Annotated in this window: 2 protein-coding genes and 1 pseudogene; 2 read left to right on the plus strand and 1 reads right to left on the minus strand. The window is 67.5% G+C overall.

The genetic code is table 11. From position 1 onward, the window contains the following. Positions 1 to 97 precede the first annotated feature (97 nt). Positions 98 to 1,222 (plus strand): annotated as a pseudogene (locus ACIQU6_RS44285) (transposase); the annotation flags it as partial. Positions 1,223 to 1,652: 430 nt separating this feature from the next. On the opposite strand, the gene ACIQU6_RS44290 reads toward ACIQU6_RS44285, so the two are convergent. Continuing rightward, positions 1,653 to 2,183: a helix-turn-helix domain-containing protein gene (locus ACIQU6_RS44290; RefSeq protein ID WP_403488343.1), complete on the minus strand. Its 531-nt coding sequence runs from the start codon at positions 2,181 to 2,183 to the stop codon at positions 1,653 to 1,655. Between the two features lie 100 nt (positions 2,184 to 2,283). Between ACIQU6_RS44290 and ACIQU6_RS44295 the strand changes: the two genes are divergently transcribed. Beyond that, positions 2,284 to 2,616, plus strand: coding sequence for a hypothetical protein (locus ACIQU6_RS44295; RefSeq protein WP_403488345.1), 333 nt, complete (start codon positions 2,284 to 2,286; stop codon positions 2,614 to 2,616). Positions 2,617 to 2,837 lie beyond the last annotated feature (221 nt).

Genomic DNA, 2,837 nt, shown 5'->3' on the forward strand with positions numbered 1-2,837 from the left:
AGCTTCGTTGCATACGGAGAGGCCATCCTGACAGACCGTCACCCAGCTGTGACCTGCAGATTCGTGGAACCCCCAAGACTTTGCAACAGCCCTGGACGCCGAGCCGGACTGGTTCAGGCACTATGCCACCCGCGCCGAGGAATCCCGGTTCCCCAAGGCCCGCGCGAAGCGGGATGAGGTGGGGCTGCGGATCGGCCGCGACGGGATGTGCCTGCTGACAGCCGTCTTCGCCGCTGACGCACCGCCTGGCCTGGGCGCGCTCGCGGAGGTGGAGACCTTGCGGCAGATGTGGGTCCAGCACTTCCGCCTGGTGGAGGGCGAGGTGAGGCGCAGGGACCCAAAAGACCGCCCACCGGGCGCGATGCGCCTGGTGACCCCCTATGACACCGACGCACGTGGCAGCGTCAAACGCAACACGATGTGGGACGGCTACAAGGTCCACCTCACCGAGACCTGCGAACCGGACACCCCGAACCTGATCACGAACGTCGCCACGACGGTGGCCACCGTCGCCGACCGGTCGATGGCCGAGACGATCCACACCCAGCTCGCCGCGCGTGACTGCGCACCCGGCGAGCACTGGGTCGATGCCGGCTACCCCACCGGCGCCGCCCTGGTCAGCGCCCGGCACGAGCACGGCATCGCCCTGCACGGCCCTCTCCAGGCCGACAACAGCGCCCAGGCCGCCACGGACAGCGGCTTCGGTCAGGACGCCTTCACCATCGACTGGGACAGCAAGCAGGCCACCTGCCCCGACGGCAAGACCAGCATCAACTGGAGCGAGCGGCTATCCCAGCGGGGACAGCCCGTCCTGGGGGTGCGGTTCTCGGCGCGTGACTGCCGCCCGTGCTCCCTACGCCAGGCATGCATCAACTCGCCCACCGGCGAGCGCCGCGAACTACGACTGCGCCACCACGACGAACACCACGCACCCCAAGCGGCCAGGGCCGAGCAGAAGAGTGACGAATGGAAGGAGCGCTACAAGGTCCGGGCAGGGGTTGAGGGCACCATCTCCCAGGCCGTCGGGCGCTGCGGCCTGCGCAGATCCCGCTACCGCGGCCTTACGAAGACCAGCCTCCAACACCAGCTCACCGGCGCCGCCATCAACCTCACCCGCATCGACGCCCACCTCACCGGCACCCCACGAGCCCGCACCCGCACCAGCCACTTCGCACGACTTCGCCCCGCCGACCAGAAGATCGACGAGGCGAATAAGGCATAGCGCCCCGGAATTAACCAACAGCGTCCCCTGGGCCGGGCCACCGTCACTGGTCCGGACGTCGTCTTGATGGTCGCCTCGCGATGCCCGTTGCGATGCCCGGCCCGCACCATCGGCACGGCCACCTCCGCTTCACCGGCCGAGTCCTCGGCGGCAGTACTGGCGCGCTGGTAGCGGGCACGGCCGAGGAACTCGTCGACCTCGGCCTCGAGCGCGGACTGGATGATCATCCTGGCGCCGAGGCGGGCGACGTCCTCCAGGCACTCGGCCAGCGGCCGGCCCTGGGCGAAGACGGCATCGATCTCGGCACGGATGGCCTCGGTCGGGGATACTCGACGTGTCACGAGTGTGGGTCCTTCCGTACGAACTGTCGAGGTTCAGTACGAAACCTACGCTCGTGGCGCTTTTACACCACTTCCCGGACGCGACCTTCTCAGGGCGGATCCAGGTAGAGCCCCACCACATCGTGGACCTTGTCGACGAAGAACGGGTCGGTGGACAGCTTGAACGTCTCGGCCCGGTGCGGCTTGAGCCCGAACGCCCGCCAGATCTTCGAGACGGTGGTCTGCGACAGCCCGGCGCGGGCCGCCATCGACCGCGTCGAGCAGTGCGTGGCGTCCTTCGGCCGCGTCTCCAGCGTGGCCCGCACCACCTCGGCGACCTGCTCGTCCGTGACCGTCCGCGCCCGTCCCGGCCGGGGTGTGTCGCCCAGCCCGTCCAGCCGGTGGGTGAGGAAGCGGGCCCGCCACTTGGAGACCGTCTCGGTCGTTACGCCGACCTGCCGGGCCACCGAACTCGCCGAGCGGTGCAGGCCGTTCCCGTCGACCTCCGCGCAGGCCAGCACGATGCGTACCCGTAGTGCCAGGGCCTGTGGCATTGAGGACGCCCGCTCCCAACGCCCCAGCACATCCCTCTCGTGCTCCGACAACACCAACTCGGCCAGCTTCGGTCCCGGACGCCCCATGCATCAATCAACGACGCATCACGAACTCAGGACACTAGACGAGTTATTCCGAATGTGACGGGCTGTCTGGGAACGCGAAGAGGGTGTCCAAGATCGTTGTGTGACGAACGAGGCCCTGGACACCCTGCTGACCGCACTGTACGTGAAGATCGACGGCGAGATCGTGGAGGAGCGATGGCGCGGCAGACCACCGCAGTTGACCGACTCCGAGCTGGTCACACTCGCGGTTGCGCAGTCGCTGCTGGGATTCCATTCCGAGTCCCGGTGGCTTCGGTTCGCCCGCAAGAGTCTGTCGCCGATGTTCCCGTACCTGCCGAAGCAGCCGGGCTGGAACAAGCGGCTGCGGGCCGCGTTGCCGCTGGTGAAGAAGGCGATATGGATGCTCGCGGTGGACACGGACTTCTGGTCTCGCTCATCAGGCGTCCTACCTTGATCATCGGATCCGCCGTCTGCTGGTGTGACACTCCCACACCAGGAAACGGGACCAGCCCCGCACTCCGAGTAACGTCCACTACACACCTGGTCAGCGGCCTCCAAGACGGCAACTACACAGTCGTTATGTGGTGGTGAGGGGTGGGTGGGTGTGGGTGTGGGGGGCTTGTTGGGTGTAGGTGGTGGGGTTGGGGTTGGGGTTGGGGGTGTGGGTGGTGAGGT

This window comes from Streptomyces sp. NPDC090442, assembly GCF_044769405.1.
Taxonomy (GTDB): domain Bacteria; phylum Actinomycetota; class Actinomycetes; order Streptomycetales; family Streptomycetaceae; genus Streptomyces.

Excerpts from the sequence above, each read along its gene's own strand:
- ACIQU6_RS44290 (WP_403488343.1), bottom strand. The coding sequence starts at position 2,183 with ATGGGGCGTCCGGGACCGAAGCTGGCCGAGTTGGTGTTGTCGGAGCAC.